At 63.8% G+C, this 13972-nt stretch carries 15 protein-coding genes; 6 read left to right on the top strand and 9 right to left on the bottom strand.

Annotated features, from left to right (window positions below; genetic code table 11):
• Window positions 1-6: 6 nt before the first annotated feature.
• The 4 genes from ACTJK4_RS08355 to ACTJK4_RS08340 are packed head-to-tail and all read right to left on the bottom strand — an operon-like array spanning window position 7 to window position 3961.
• Complete coding sequence (locus ACTJK4_RS08355; RefSeq protein WP_440817420.1) at window positions 7-1368, bottom strand: 3-carboxy-cis,cis-muconate cycloisomerase; 1362 nt, start codon at window positions 1366-1368, stop codon at window positions 7-9.
• Window positions 1369-1381: 13 nt separating this feature from the next.
• Window positions 1382-2584 carry a 3-oxoadipyl-CoA thiolase gene (gene pcaF, locus ACTJK4_RS08350; protein ID WP_232040654.1) on the bottom strand — a complete coding sequence of 401 codons (1203 nt, stop codon included), beginning with the start codon at window positions 2582-2584 and terminating at the stop codon, window positions 1382-1384.
• A gap of 22 nt (window positions 2585-2606) precedes the next feature.
• Window positions 2607-3269: a CoA transferase subunit B gene (locus tag ACTJK4_RS08345; RefSeq protein ID WP_232040655.1), complete on the bottom strand. Its 663-nt coding sequence runs from the start codon at window positions 3267-3269 to the stop codon at window positions 2607-2609.
• Window positions 3266-3961: a 3-oxoacid CoA-transferase subunit A gene (locus ACTJK4_RS08340; RefSeq protein WP_394372394.1), complete on the bottom strand. Its 696-nt coding sequence runs from the start codon at window positions 3959-3961 to the stop codon at window positions 3266-3268. The genes ACTJK4_RS08345 and ACTJK4_RS08340 overlap by 4 nt, the downstream gene beginning before the upstream one ends.
• 320 nt (window positions 3962-4281) lie before the next feature.
• Between ACTJK4_RS08340 and ACTJK4_RS08335 the strand changes: the two genes are divergently transcribed.
• The 6 genes from ACTJK4_RS08335 (at window position 4282) to ACTJK4_RS08310 (ending at window position 9140) form a co-directional block, all read left to right on the top strand.
• On the top strand, window positions 4282-5073 hold the full coding sequence (locus ACTJK4_RS08335) for an IclR family transcriptional regulator (RefSeq protein ID WP_260801931.1): 792 nt from the start codon (window positions 4282-4284) through the stop codon (window positions 5071-5073).
• Between the two features lie 90 nt (window positions 5074-5163).
• Window positions 5164-5742, top strand: coding sequence for a hypothetical protein (locus tag ACTJK4_RS08330; RefSeq protein ID WP_232040658.1), 579 nt, complete (start codon window positions 5164-5166; stop codon window positions 5740-5742).
• Window positions 5743-6109: 367 nt separating this feature from the next.
• Window positions 6110-6955 carry an ABC transporter substrate-binding protein gene (locus ACTJK4_RS08325; protein ID WP_343660877.1) on the top strand — a complete coding sequence of 282 codons (846 nt, stop codon included), beginning with the start codon at window positions 6110-6112 and terminating at the stop codon, window positions 6953-6955.
• Between the two features lie 48 nt (window positions 6956-7003).
• On the top strand, window positions 7004-7699 hold the full coding sequence (locus tag ACTJK4_RS08320; RefSeq protein ID WP_232040660.1) for an amino acid ABC transporter permease: 696 nt from the start codon (window positions 7004-7006) through the stop codon (window positions 7697-7699).
• A gap of 2 nt (window positions 7700-7701) precedes the next feature.
• A complete protein-coding gene (locus ACTJK4_RS08315) occupies window positions 7702-8394 on the top strand; it encodes an amino acid ABC transporter permease (RefSeq protein ID WP_232040661.1) in 693 nt (230 codons plus the stop codon).
• Window positions 8391-9140, top strand: a complete 750-nt coding sequence (locus ACTJK4_RS08310) for an amino acid ABC transporter ATP-binding protein (RefSeq protein WP_024975122.1) — start codon at window positions 8391-8393, stop codon at window positions 9138-9140. The genes ACTJK4_RS08315 and ACTJK4_RS08310 overlap by 4 nt, the downstream gene beginning before the upstream one ends.
• A gap of 75 nt (window positions 9141-9215) precedes the next feature.
• Here ACTJK4_RS08310 and ACTJK4_RS08305 read toward each other — a convergent pair whose 3' ends face one another.
• The 5 genes from ACTJK4_RS08305 to ACTJK4_RS08285 form a co-directional block, all read right to left on the bottom strand.
• Window positions 9216-10139, bottom strand: coding sequence for a glutamate/aspartate ABC transporter substrate-binding protein (locus ACTJK4_RS08305; protein ID WP_433864908.1), 924 nt, complete (start codon window positions 10137-10139; stop codon window positions 9216-9218).
• A 112-nt stretch (window positions 10140-10251) separates the two neighbouring features.
• Complete coding sequence (locus ACTJK4_RS08300; protein WP_440817411.1) at window positions 10252-11520, bottom strand: D-amino acid dehydrogenase; 1269 nt, start codon at window positions 11518-11520, stop codon at window positions 10252-10254.
• A 134-nt stretch (window positions 11521-11654) separates the two neighbouring features.
• Window positions 11655-11852, bottom strand: a complete 198-nt coding sequence (locus ACTJK4_RS08295) for a hypothetical protein (protein WP_414560877.1) — start codon at window positions 11850-11852, stop codon at window positions 11655-11657.
• A 223-nt stretch (window positions 11853-12075) separates the two neighbouring features.
• Window positions 12076-12312: a hypothetical protein gene (locus tag ACTJK4_RS08290; protein WP_322017359.1), complete on the bottom strand. Its 237-nt coding sequence runs from the start codon at window positions 12310-12312 to the stop codon at window positions 12076-12078.
• An 85-nt stretch (window positions 12313-12397) separates the two neighbouring features.
• A complete protein-coding gene (locus tag ACTJK4_RS08285) occupies window positions 12398-13951 on the bottom strand; it encodes a methyl-accepting chemotaxis protein (RefSeq protein WP_440817406.1) in 1554 nt (517 codons plus the stop codon).
• Window positions 13952-13972 lie beyond the last annotated feature (21 nt).

Raw genomic sequence — 13972 nt, 5'->3', positions numbered from 1 at the left:
GTGTGTTCAGGGATGGCGGCGGGCGTGTTCGGCAAGCACGCGGTCGACTGCGGCACCCGCATCGCCAAGGTAATGGTTGGGATCGAGCAGCGCGCTTAGCCGTTGCGGCGTGGCCGCGCCCCAGATACGCAGGACGTCGGCGTCTTGGGCCAGCACGTCATGCAACGTTCTGCTCTCTTGTACGGCTTTGCGGCTGGCAGCTTCGACCACGTGATGCGCTTGCAGGCGACCAAGATCCGCGCCTAGCGCCAGCATCACGGCTTCACCGAGGATCAGGCCGTGCGTGAGGTCGAGATTTGCGCGCATGCGAGCGGCGTCAACATGCAAACCTTCGACAATCTCGCGCATGCGATCGAGCGCGCCGGCCGTGAGGCAGGCCATCTCACGCAACGTCGCCCACTGCGCCTGCCAACCGCCGAGCGCGCGTTCGTGCTCCTGCGGCAGCGCAGCCAGCAGCGTGCTCGCCAAGCCGGGCATGCGCGTGGCCGCAGCAAGCACCGTTGCGCAACCGACCGGGTTGCGCTTATGCGGCATGGTGGAAGATCCGCCCTTGCCCGCACCGGAAGGCTCGGCAACCTCGCCGACCTCCGTCTGCATCATCAGCGAAAGATCGCGCGCGCAGTGGCCCAGCGTACCAGTCAGCAGCGCGAGCGTCGTGCCGATGTCAGCGATTCGATCCTGCTCGCCGTGCCACGACAGCGTCGGCAGCGGCAGATCAAGTTCGTGTGCCAGCGCTTGAGCGACAGCACGTGCCTGTTCACCCAGGCTGGCAAGCGTGCCTGCCGCCCCGCCAAACTGCAGCGCGGGCACGTGCGCGCGCAACGCGGCAAAGCGATCCTGCGCGCGATGCACGGCTTCCAGCCAGCCCGCAACCTTGCGCCCGAACGTTGTCGGCAGCGCCTGCTGCAGCCACGTGCGCGCCACCATCGGCGTATTGCGATGACGCTGCGCCAGCGCGGCGAGCGCGTCGGCCAGTTTCTGCAAATCCGCATCGATCAACGCAGCCGACTGCCGCCACTGCAACATCAAACCGGTATCGATGATGTCCTGACTCGTCGCGCCCCAATGCACGTAGCGCGCGGCGTTTTCATCGTGCTGCGCGACAGCGGCAGTCAGTTGCTTGACCAGTGGAATGGCCAGGTTGCCCGCGCTGGCAGCGGCGTTACCCAGCGCGTCCAAGTCCAGCACTACGCTGGCGCACACCGCGCGAATCGGCGCCACGGCTTGCGCCGAAATCACGCCAACCGCGCCCTCGGCGTGTGCCAGCGCCGCCTCCACATCGAGCATCGCGCGCACCGTGGCCGCATCGGACCACACCGCCAACATGGCCGGTGTGGAGAAGGCGCGATCAAGCAATCCGCTGGTCATGGCCGTATCAAACTCAAACGCGTTCGATCACCAGGGCAATGCCCTGCCCCACGCCGATGCACATCGTGCACAGCGCATAGCGTCCGCCCGTGCGTTGCAGCTGATACATCGCCGTCGTCACCAGGCGCGCGCCGCTCATGCCAAGCGGGTGGCCCAGTGCGATGGCACCGCCGTTCGGGTTGACGCGCGGATCGTCGTCACGCAGGCCCAGTTGACGCGTCACCGCCAAACCCTGCGCGGCAAACGCCTCGTTCAGCTCGATCACGTCCATCTGATCGATCGTCAGTCCCAGTTGCTTGAGCAGCTTCTGCGACGCCGGTGCCGGGCCGATGCCCATCACGCGCGGCGGCACTCCGGCCGTGGCCATGCCGACGATGCGCGCACGCGGGGTCAGGCCAAAACGCTTGGCAGATTCTTCGTTGGCAAGGAGCAGCGCGCAGGCGCCATCGTTCACGCCCGACGCATTGCCGGCCGTCACCGTGCCGTCCGGACGCACCACGCCCTTGAGCTTGGCAAGCGCTTCCATGCTGGTCGCACGCGGATGCTCATCGCGATCCACCACGATGGCATCGCCCTTCTTCTGCGGAATCGTCACAGGCGTGATTTCCTGCGCGAGCGTGCCATCTTCCTGCGCACGTGCGGCGCTCGCCTGGCTGCGCAGCGCGAAGCGGTCTTGGTCTTCGCGGTTGACCTTGTAGTCGGTGGCGACGTTCTCGGCGGTTTCGGGCATCGAGTCGACACCGTATTGCGCCTTCATCAGCGGGTTGATGAAGCGCCAGCCGATGGTGGTGTCGTAGATGGCAGCATCGCGCGAGAAGGCGCTCGCCGCCTTGCCCATCACGAACGGCGCACGGCTCATGCTTTCCACACCGCCCGCGATCATCAGCGCGGTTTCACCCGAGCGGATGGCGCGCGCAGCGGTGCCGGTCGCGTCCATGCCGGAGCCGCACAGGCGGTTGATGGTCGAGCCCGGCACGCTGTCGGGCAACCCGGCCAGCAGCGACGACATGCGCGCCACGTTGCGGTTGTCTTCGCCCGCCTGGTTGGCGCAGCCGAAGATCACGTCGTCGATGGCCGTCCAGTCGACCTGCGGGTTGCGCGCCATCAGCGCCTTGAGCGGCACTGCGCCCAGATCATCCGCGCGCACGGCGGACAGGCTGCCGCCGTATCGGCCGATGGGGGTCCGGATGGCGTCGCAGATAAAGGCTTCGGTCATGATGATTGTGTCTCCAATGGTTCTAGGCACGACGCAACGGCGCCGCCGTCATCGTCTGCAGCGTATCGAAATCGAGGCCGTCCGCCATCTCGCGCACCACCAGCCCCTCGGGCGTGATGTCAATCACGGCAAGGTCGGTGTAGATGGTATCGACACAGCCGATGCCCGTCAGCGGGTACGTGCACGACGGCACGATCTTGCTGTCGCCCTGCTTGGTCTGGTGCTCCATCATGACGAAGACGCGCTTGGCGCCAATAGCGAGGTCCATCGCGCCGCCCACGGCAGGAATGGCATCGGGTGCACCGGTGTGCCAGTTGGCGAGGTCGCCCGTGGCCGACACCTGGAAGGCGCCGAGCACGCAATAGTCGAGATGGCCGCCCCGCATCATGGCAAACGAATCGGCGTGATGGAAGAACGAGGCACCGGGCTTGATGGTGACCGGCTGCTTGCCGGCGTTGATCAGGTCTTCGTCTTCTTGCCCGGGCGCGGGCGCGGGGCCCATGCCCAGCAGGCCGTTCTCGGTGTGCAGGATGATTTCGCGGTCGGCCGGCAGCTGGTTCGCCACCAGCGTCGGCAAGCCGATGCCCAGGTTGACGACGGAGCCATCGGGAATGTCACGCGCCACACGCGTAGCGATTTGATCGCGCGTCCAGCGTTGAATCTTGGCGGTGGTTTCGGCGCTCATGCGGCCTCCTTGGCGAGTTGGGCAGGGGCGACCTGGACGACACGCTTAACAAAAATGCCCGGCGTAACGATGTGCTCCGGGTCCAGCTCGCCAAGCTCCACCGTCTCACTGACCTGCGCGATGGTGCACTTGGCCGCCATCGCCATCACCGGCCCGAAGTTGCGTGCCGTCTTGCGATAAATGAGGTTGCCCCAGCGGTCTGCGCGCAGGGCCTTGATGAGGGCGTAGTCGGCAGTCAGCGGCAACTCGAACACGTACGGCTTGCCGTCGATGATGCGCGTTTCCTTGCCTTCGGCCAATTGCGTGCCATAGGCGGTCGGGCAGAAGAAGCCGCCAATGCCGGCACCTGCGGCGCGGATGCGCTCGGCCAGGTTGCCTTGCGGCACCAGTTCCAGTTCGATTTCGCCGGCGCGATACAGCGCATCGAACACATACGAATCGGCTTGGCGCGGGAACGAGCAGACGATCTTGCGCACGCGGCGCGCCTTGAGCAGCGCGGCCAGGCCCGTCTCGCCATTGCCGGCGTTGTTGTTGATGATGGTCAGCTCACGCGCGCCATGCGCGATGAGCCCGTCGATGAGTTCCGATGGCATGCCTGCGGTACCGAACCCGCCGATCATGATGGTGGCACCGTCCGGGATATCGGCCAGGGCGGCCTCCACAGACGGACAAAGCTTGTTGATCACGTGCATTCTCCGGCAAGGGCGCCCGCACATTCTCGATGGCTGGCGCGGGTCGGAGCATCGCGGGGGCCGGACATGGCCGAACCGCAACCGGGCGGCCTGCGAGTCTCCTGTTTGACGATTGGATCGACACAGGCCTTTGCTGTCCGGCCCACGCTTGCTTTCCCTCTTTTGTTCGCTATGCGAACCTACGTTCGATCCAAGAACTAATCTACGCCTCCCTTCCCGAGCGTGTCAAGGCGTACGCATGCCGATCAGACGTTCGAGTAGCGAAACCGGGGCAATGCCAGTAGTCTTGAGGCCACTGCACCGCTTTTGTCTTTCTTTGCATGTCTGCTGCCGAACTGTCCACCGAAAAACCCAGCGATTCCTATGTCCAGTCCTTTGCGCGGGGGCTGTCCGTCATTCGCGCGTTCAATGCCGAACGCCCGGAGCAGACGCTCTCCGAAGTCGCCGAGGCCACGGGCCTGACCCGCGCCGGCGCCCGCCGCATCCTGCTCACGCTGGTCAGCCTGGGTTATGTCAGCTTTGAAGGCCGCCTCTTCCGCCTCACGCCCAAGATTCTTGATCTCGGATTCGCCTACCTCACCTCGATGCCGTTCTGGAACCTGGCCGAGCCGGTGATGGAAGAGCTCGTGCAGACGGTGCACGAAAGTTGCTCTGCCTCGGTACTGGATGGGACGGAGATCGTCTACGTTCTGCGCGTGCCCACGCAAAAGATCATCGCGCTGAACCTGTCGGTCGGCAGCCGCCTGCCGGCGTTCTGTACGTCGATGGGCCGCGTGCTGCTGTCAGGCCTGCCCGAGGATGAGCTCGACATCGCACTGCGCGAATCGGACCGGCGGGCGCGCACGCAACGCACCATCACGGACGTCGACGCACTGAAGGAGGTCATAGCTGGCGTGCGCCAACAAGGTTGGGCGCTGGTCGACCAGGAACTGGAGGAAGGGCTGATTTCGCTGTCGGCGCCGATCCGCAATCGCGCAGGGGATATCATCGCCGCCATGAATATCAGCGGACAGGCCAACCGGACTTCCGGCAAACAGATGACGAAGCAGTTTCTCGGTCCGCTGCAGCAGGCGGCCGAGCGTATTTCTGCCATGGTGCGGGTACGGACCTGACCTGAGTTAAAGGCCGCAGCGCCCAGTGCGCTGCGCGCCTCGCATCCCGACAGTTTTTTCAATAAAATTGTGGCTCCGTGGGCAAAGAGGATGTCTGTGACTCAACACACCGCCATTCACACCGGTCTGGATGTGAAAGGCCGCCAACGCCGGGCGCATGCTTCGTGCGTCCTGGCGCTTGCCCTGCCGTTGCTGTCCAGCCCTGTGTGGGCCCAATCGACCACGCTGGCGACGGCCATGCAGGAATTGACGCCGCTGGCCCGCATGCTGGTGGGCGCCGCCACAGGTCGCAGCACGGCCGCCGCCGGCGTGCCGGCCCTCACGGGCCCCGCGCGCAACGCAGACCGTGCCCTCGCTCAGGCCTGCGCTGAAATCAACCGCTTCACCCCCGTCCCGCTCGACCGCGAAACCTCGCTGGCGCAATGCTCGCTGGCGCAGAAGAAGAACCTCGTCTTCGTCATCACGCTAACCAACTACGCGGCGCACTCGGCCGCATCGCAAGGCTTTCGGCTGAATTTCGTGCCGATCCTGCAGAAGAACATCTGCAACAACGGCGACGTGCGCATCCTCACGCGCCTGGGCCTGAGCCTGGTCTACCGCTATCGCGGCAACGACCACGAGACCGTCGGCGACGTGCCCATCAACGAATCGATCTGCGGCACCCTCTAAGTCCACGCTCTGCCCCGGGAATCCCCTGATGGAGCGCAGTCAGCTGCCATGTCATTAATGGCAGACAAAGTCTCATTTGATCCAACATCTGCCGGGCCCCCGCCTTGCTCCGCCAGCCTTACCCGGCTGCACGCATGCAACCCGACAACCCGAATATCCCGCCTGTGCACTGCACCCCGCCCTGCCTGCCAACCGCCATCTGCGCCGCATCGGCATGGACTATAGTTGGGCGTTCCGCTCGCCGTCATATGGTTATCCGAAGTCCGCGCATGCAAAACGCGCATACGCCGGTATGCTCGCGGGCGATCCTCGATTCGATCTCGAATCGCACACTGTTCACCACCGAAGTCGTCAAGGAGGAAATCCGATGAAAACAAACCGACGTCTGACGCAATTTGCGGGTGCCGCCGTCCTGGCCGCGGCAACCCTGGTCGCCGCCACTGCGCACGCTGATCAAGTTTCCGACATCAAGAAGAAGGGCGAGCTTGTCTGCGGCGTGCTCGGTACCGACGAGCCGTTCAGCTTCCTGAAGGACCCGATGAGCCGCGAGATCGTCGGCTACGACGTCGACATGTGCGACGCCATCGCCAAGAGTCTGGGCGTGAAGCCCGTGCTCAAGCAGCTGGCCGTGGCCGCCCGCCTGCCCGAACTGCAGCAAGGCCGCGTCGACCTGCTGGCCGCCTCGCTCACGCACAACAAGGAGCGCGAAGCGCAGATCGACTTCTCGGTGTCGACGTTCATCACCGGCCAGAAGGCCATGGTGAAGAAAAGCAGCGGCATCACGTCGCTCGCCCAGCTTGATGGCAAGAAGCTGCTGACCGTCAAGGGTTCCACCATGGAAGCCAACATCGCCAAGACCATCAAGAACGCCGATGTGGTCTCGTTCGACAACAGCCCGCAGGCACTGTTGGCCCTGCAGCAAGGCAAGGGCGTCGCCTACGTGAACGATGAAACCACCCTGATCGGCAACATGGCCAAGATGGGCCCGGCCGCCAAGGATTACGCCCTGCTGCCGCAAAACCTGTCGACCGAACACCTCGCACTGGGTATCCGCAAGGGCGAGCCGGCCTTCAAGAAGCAGGTGGATGACGTGCTGCTCGGCATGGAAAAGAGCGGCGAGGCACAGAAGCTGTTCGACAAGTGGTTCGGCCCGAACACAAAGATGGCCTTCCCGCAGCGCACCTTCAAGATCTCTACCGACAAGATCGATTAATCGTTAAAGGTCGGGCCGCCCAGACGCCGTTCTGGGCGGTGAATCTCCATGCCCCATTTTGATTTGTCGATGCTGCTCTCTGGGCAGTATCACCAGTGGCTTGTCAGCGGTTTCTTCCTGTCGATCAAGCTCTCCGTGCTGGCCTTCGTGCTGGCCCTTCCGCTTGCCATCGTGGTGGCGCTGCTGCGCCTGTCGCCCGCCGCACCGCTGCGCGGCATCGGCCAGACGTTCGTCGAAGCCATCCGCAACGTGCCGCTGCTCGCCCACATGCTGTTCTGGTATTTCGGCGCGCCGCAGATCCTGCCGGAGTTCATCCGGGATTGGCTCTACAGCATGAACTACGAGGCCGCGAGCGCGGTCATTGCGCTCGTGCTCTATACGGCCGCGTACATGGCGGAAGACATCCGCAGCGGCATCCGCTCGATCCCGAAGGAACAGCTTGAAGCCAGCCGCGCGCTCGGGCTCTCGTTCCTGCAGGCCATGCGCTTGGTGGTGCTGCCGCAATCGCTGCGCGTGACGGTACCGCCGCTGGTCAGCCAAACGTTGAACCTGTGGAAGAACTCCAGCATCGCCATGGTCATCGGCGTGGCCGAATTGATGTACCAGGCACAGCAGGTGGAGTCCGCCACCTTCCGCGGCTTTGAGGCGTTTGCGTTTGCCACCGCAGCCTATCTGACCATCTCGATTGCGATCACGGTGTTCTCCGCCTGGTATCAGCATCGCTACCCCGTGCGGACGCTGTAGCCATGCTCGATCTCATTCAAACCTACGGTATCTATTACCTGATCGGCCAATACCCGAACGGGCCGCTGGGCGGGTTGGCGCTGACGTTCCTGCTGGCGTCTGCCGGCCTCGTGCTGGCGCTGCCGATGGGCATCATCCTGGGCCTGTGCCGCGTGAGCCCGATTGCCGCGCTGCGCTGGCCGGCCACCGCGCTCGTCTATATCGTGCGCGGCACACCGCTGCTGATGGTGATCTTCTGGGCGTATTTCCTGCTGCCCTCCGTCACCGGTCAGCGCACGGATCAGTTCAGCACCATGCTGACCGCGCTGGTGATTTTCGACGGTGCCTATCTGGCGGAGATCGTGCGCGCCGGCATCCAGGCGTTGCCGCGCGGGCAGATGGAGAGCGCCCGCTCGCTCGGCCTGTCGTACATGCAGGCCATGCGCCGGGTGATCCTGCCGCAGGCGCTGCGCAACATGCTGCCGTCGCTGGTCAACCAGCTTGTCTCGACCATCAAGGAAACCTCGCTCGGTTACATCATCAGCCTGCCCGAGGTGTCGTTCGTGGCGGGGCAGATCAGCACCGCCGTGATGGTCAAATCTGCCGAGGTGTACGGCCTGCTCGGCATCAGCTACTTCATCATGTGCTTTAGCCTCACGCGCGTGGCGTTCTATCTGGAGCGCCGCCTCGCGGCACGCGCTCCGTCCAAACCATGAACATGATCACGATCGAACACGTCGACAAGTGGTACGGCGATTACCACGCGCTGGTCGACATCAACGAAACCGTTGCCAAGGGTGAAGTGGTGGTGGTGTGCGGGCCGTCGGGCTCGGGCAAGTCGACGCTTATCCGGACGCTGAACCGGCTCGAAGCCATTCAGAAAGGCCGCATCGTCGTGAACGGCCACGAGGTGCATGCGCCGGGCGTGGACGTCAACGTACTGCGCAGCGGCATCGGCTTCGTGTTCCAGCAGTTCAACCTGTTTCCGCACCTGACCGTCATGCAGAACTGCACGCTCGCGCCGGTGCAGCTCAAGCGGATGGCGCCGCAGGAAGCGAAGGACTTTGCGATGCGCCTGCTCGAACGCGTGGGCCTGCCGCACAAGGCCGGCGCCTACCCCGGCGAGCTGTCGGGCGGGCAGCAGCAGCGCGTGGCCATCGCGCGCGCCCTGGCCATGAAGCCGCCCGTCATGCTGTTTGACGAGCCGACCTCCGCGCTGGACCCGGAGATGGTGAACGAAGTGCTGCTGGTCATGAAGGACCTCGCCCGCGACGGCATGACCATGGTGTGCGTCACGCACGAAATGGGCTTTGCGCGCGAGGTGGCCGACCGCGTCCTGTTCATGGACCAGGGTCAGGTGCTGGAACGCGCCACGCCCGAAGATTTCTTCCAGCGACCGCAGCACCCGCGGGCGCAGCGCTTCCTGGCCGACATCCGCTCGCCGTGGAGCGAACCGGCCTGAACCGTCGGACAGCGGCCCAATAAAAAAAACGGGGAACACTGTTCCCCGTTTTCTTTGGATGCGCGGCGACGCGGCTTATTGAATGGCCTTGTCGTTCGGGTGCGCGTACAACTCCTTCATGCCGGCCGTCATCGGGTAGTTCAGGTTCAGGCCCTTCGGCGGAATCGGCGACAGGAACCACTTCTTGTACAGATCGTTCGCCTTGCCCGACTTCATCAGGTCGGCGATCACGTCGTCAGCCACTTTCTTGAACGCCGGATCGTCCTTGCGCATCATGCAAGCGTAGGTTTCGGTCTGCAGCGGCTTGCCCGTGACAACCCAGTCAGCCTGGTTCTTGGCCTTGGTGCGCTCGCCATACAGCAGCGGCTCGTCCATCACAAACGCCACGGCGCGGCCCGATTCCAGCGTCAGGAACGCCTGACCGTGATCCTTCGCGAGGATCAGGTTCATCTTGTCGGCATCCTTGGCCTCACCGTTCATCTTCTGCAGGATGCGGTCTTCCGTCGTGCCTGCGGTGGTCACCACGGTCTTGCCCTTCAGGTCGGGAAAGTCCTTGATGCCCGAGTCCTTCTTCACCAGCATCAGCATGCCGTAGATGAAGATGTTGTTCGAGAACGCCACCTGCTTCTGGCGCTCGAGGTTGTTGGTGGTCGAGCCGCATTCGAAGTCGATCGTGCCGTTCTGCAGCAGCGAGATGCGGTTCTGCGACGTAATCGGCGTGAGCTTGACCTGCAGCTTCTTGCCCACCGTCTTTTCCACACCCGCCACGATCATGTTGGAGATCTCTTGCGAATAGCCGGTGATGGTGTTCGCGTCAGCCTGATACGAGAACGGAATCGACGACTCGCGATAGCCCACCGAGATCACGCCCGACTGCTTGATCTTGGCCAGCGTGTCGGTCGACTGCGCCTGCGCGCCGGTCGACAGCACTGCCAGTACGCCGGCCGCAGCTAGCGTCAGGCCACACAGAATACGTTTGGTCGAATGCAAGGTCTTCATGCTTCCCCTCCTATGGGTGTGTTCGCTCCAGACTACTTGGGTTACCAATGGGCTCGGGCCAGATACGCATCATCGGGCCTGCGCGCTCGGTCTTTTGAATCTCGTTCTTGTGTCACGCGGCAAGCGCGTACGGCACTGGGGAAATCGCGGGCTTGCGGCCCGCAATCAGATCGGCCAACAAGCCTGCACTTCCCAGCGCCAGCGTAAAGCCCAGCGCGCCGTGGCCCACGTTCAACCACAACCCTTGCACCGGCGATGGGCCCACCACCGGCACGCCTGTTGGCGTTGCGGGCCGCATGCCGGCCCAGGGGGCAGCATCGGCACCCGCGTCATTGGCGCGCATGGCACCCGGAAACAGCGCGCGCGTTTCGTCATACAGCGTCTGCGCACGGCGCGTATCCAGCGCCGTTGACCAGCCCACCAAGTCAGCCATGCCCGCCACACGCAGCGTCTGTCCGATGCGGGCATAGACGATTTTGCGCGCAGCATCCGTCACGCTGATCACCGGGGCAACATCGCCCTCCCCTAGCGGCAGGCTGATGCTGTAACCCTTCAGCGGATACAGGCCCGCGTCGATACGCAGCGGGCTGAGCAGCCTGGCGCTGGTCACGCCCGCTGCCATCACCACCGCATCGGCGGCAACCTGTTCGCCATCGGCCAATTTGAGACCACGCACATGGCGGCCTTCTGTCCACAACGCATCCACGCCGGTGTTGAAGCGCAACGTCACGTTCGGCATCGCGCGCAACCTGTTGAACAAGCCAACGCAGAGTTGATGGCAATCCGCCACGTCTTCGTCGGGCGTATAGATGGCGCCGACGATCTGGTCACGTACGCCGGCAAGCGCGGGCTCGTGGGCGACAGCCTCATCGGCGGACAACGCACGCTGCTCGCAACCGAGCGTGGCCTGATAGCCGACCTGCGCGCGGGCAGATTCAAATGCCGCAGCCTCGCGGTGCACCACCAGCTTGCCGCGACGCGCAAAGCTAAACGCCAGATCCGGCAGCGCCTCCCGCAGCGCTTCCATGCGGGCGCGGCTGTAGAACGACAACGCGAGCAGCTCGCGCGTGGTGCGATCGGCACGGTCGCGATTGCAGGCCGCGATAAAGCGCAGCCCCCAGCGCAGCAACGCCGGGTCCAGAGACGGCTTCAGGCGCAGCGGCGAATCACGGCGCAGCAGCCAGCCCGGCACATGCGAAAGCACGCCGGGGCCGGCCAGCGGCGCCACATAGCTGTAGCTCAACTGGCCGCCGTTGGCGTAACTGGTGCCCTCGCCCGGGCCCGGATGGCGCTCGACCAGGGTGACCTGATGGCCTTCCTGGGCCAGCGCATAGGCCGTGCTGATGCCAATGATGCCGGCGCCGACTACTGCTATTTGCATGAAGAAGCTGCACGTTTTGGAATGTCGGGTGCAGCTTAAGGAGGCCGGCGGTGGTTCGGCAAATGCGGAGTTGTTGGGGGGGATGTTGTGGGGCTATGGGTTGGTCTTTGGTTTGGGTGCCCGGCGATCACCCGTTAGCGTGGCTCCTCACGCGGGAAGGCAGGACGCGCCAGCATACTGGCCGTGAAACACGGAGCGTTTTCCTCTCCGCGCAAGGCAAGCAAGCGTGCAGCAATGGCTTTTCCTTGCCCCACCGCCGCCGCAACGGCAGCATCGGCTGAATCGAACTCCGCCGAGGCGTTATGAAAACGCTCCAGGCTCGGATAGATCATTGCCTCATTCTCGCGTGTGCAGACGAAGCCGGTGTATGAATAACCGAGCCGCCCTCTACTGCCCGGCACAACCAGCACGTGTATCGCACAGCCATAGAAGTGTTGAATCCGCCATCCCCGCATCATTTCCTCCTTTCTCTATCTTGTCGACGCCCCAATATCGCTGCCCTGAGCGTACGGGCCGCCCCTCGCACCGTGTACGGTGCCAAATGGCCTGGCGGTGCTAGCACGGCAAGAGCAGGCATCGGCCTGACCACGGCCATTTGTAGCCCGTGACATCCGTGTACCAGGCCGCCAGATAACCGTCCGCATTCATCACATCGAACATCACGGCGGCAAAGACGGCGACGGCAAGAACGCCCATCAGAATCTGGGCCAGCGGGGTACCGTCAGAGCGATCGTCTTCGTGCAACTCTTCTCGACCTTCCTCGTCAGTTCTGTGCGTGTCGCCTGCCACCATGCCGTCAGCTCCATTTCATACGGTCACCATTCAGGCCAGCCCTCAAAGCACGGCGCAACACGAGCGCGCTTCGCGCCTGCGTGTTCTAGGCAACCTGAAAATGCTTCACGGACTCCGCAAGCAGGCTGCCTTGCTCTTCCAGTGCCTGCGATGCGGCTGCCGCCTCTTCCACCAGCGCTGCATTGCGCTGCGTCATCTGGTCCATTTCAGAGACGGCCGTGTGGATCTGGGCAATACCCTGGCTCTGCTCGGCGCTGGCAGATGCAATGTCCTCGATCAGCCGCGTGACGTTAGCCACGGCAGTGGTCACGGATCGCATGGTTTGCCCCGCACGCCCCACGGCAACGTCACCTTCGCGCACATGCTCAAGCGACGATTCGATCAACCCCTTGATGTCCTTGGCCGCAGAAGACGACCGCTGCGCAAGCGTGCGCACTTCGCTGGCAACCACCGCAAAGCCGCGCCCCTGCTCACCGGCACGCGCGGCCTCCACCGCTGCGTTGAGCGCGAGGATGTTCGTCTGGAACGCGATCCCCTCGATAAGCGCGGTGATCTCGTTGATGCGCACCGAGCCCGCGCTGATCTTGCCCATGGTCTGGACCATGTTGTCCACCTCGTCGCTGCCTTGTTCGGCAACGTCAGAGGCATTGACCGCCAGCGTGGCAGCCTCTCGCGCATTGGCGGCGTTCTGCTGCACTGTCGTCGTCAGCTCTTCCACGCTGGAGGCCACCTCTTCCAGTGCAGAGGCCTGTTCTTCCGTGCGGCTCGACAAATCAACGTTGCCACTGGCGATCTGGCTGGAGCCGGCAGAAACCGACTGCGCCACATCGCCCACACGGCCGATGAGCACCCCCAGGCCCTGGCAGATCTGTTTCATTGAAGACAGCACGCTGCCACTGGGCGCGATCCTGAACGCGTCCTGTTCGCGGAAATCGCCGGCGGCAATGCGGGTGGCAATGGCTGCCAGACTTGAGGGCTCCGCCCCGAGTGCGCCCAACACACTGCGTGCAATGGCAATACCCAGCACACCGGCTGCCGCAAACGCAAACAACCCTGCCGCCACGGCTATCCACATGGCTGTGGTCGCATACGCCTGTGCCGACTCCACTGCAGCAGCAGAGCGAGTGGAGACGAATGCGTTGTACGCTTCCACCGCCTTATCCAGCGCGTGCAGCAGCGGGATGCAGTCCCGGTTGATCATCTGGATCGCATCGTCGCGGTGGCCCGTCTGCGCCAACCTTGTGATCTCAAGCGCGACGGGACCGTACTTGTTTTCCACCGCACGGATGGCACCTACCAACGCGCGAGCCTCGTCAGATGAATCCGGTCCGTTCCGGGTTTCGTCTTCAAGGCGTGTGAGATGTGCCTGCACGCCAGCATGGGCCTTGGCAACCGCCTCAGCCGCATCACGCCGGCCCGCTTCGGTGTCTGCCAGCACGAGGTTGCGGGCGGCCACGGCCCGCTGCTCGACATCCACCTGCACCTCGGCCACCAGCTTCGACCGTAGGTAAAGCCCGGTTTCAAAATTCCCGAATTTCGTGCTCAGTGCGTTCAACTGATAGCACGCCATGCCAGCCATGATTGCCACCAGAGCTGCGAGTGCCGCGAACGCGGAAAATAGTTGTGTCTTGACCTTCATGCTGCTCCCCTTTTCCAGATA

It is taken from the genome of Ralstonia sp. 22111 (genome assembly GCF_052045895.1).
Lineage (GTDB): Bacteria > Pseudomonadota > Gammaproteobacteria > Burkholderiales > Burkholderiaceae > Ralstonia > Ralstonia wenshanensis.
Note: the sequence above shows the minus strand (reverse complement) of the source record. Positions and strands in the feature narration are given on the sequence as shown.